This window comes from Paraburkholderia sp. SIMBA_054 (genome assembly GCF_046534875.1).
GTDB lineage: Bacteria > Pseudomonadota > Gammaproteobacteria > Burkholderiales > Burkholderiaceae > Paraburkholderia > Paraburkholderia hospita.
Map to the genome: position 1 here is coordinate 1 of NZ_JAWRXV010001509.1, position 243 is coordinate 243.

General features: G+C 30.9%; 1 protein-coding gene. It reads left to right on the forward strand.

Annotation, left to right across the window (positions count from 1 at the left end; all coding sequences use genetic code 11):
• On the forward strand, positions 1-243 hold a 243-nt coding region (locus SB822_RS60075; protein WP_410859508.1), incomplete at both ends, for a hypothetical protein.

The window sequence follows — 243 nt, forward strand, 5'->3', positions numbered from 1 at the left end:
GTCTATTAAAGAAGTTAAACAAGAGTCACGTGCAGAAGAACAGCATGAAGGTGTAGCTTTAACGAAGATAGAGAAAGCTATTGCTCTTGGGATAATCTTTAATGCTATTGATAATAAAGAACTAGAAGGACATGTAAGCAAAGAAAAAATAACGGATGTACTTAAAGTGTTTGAAGACCTACAAAAACTTACAGAACCAGAAGAAGAAAAAGAAGCTCATATAAATATAATTAATAAACTAAT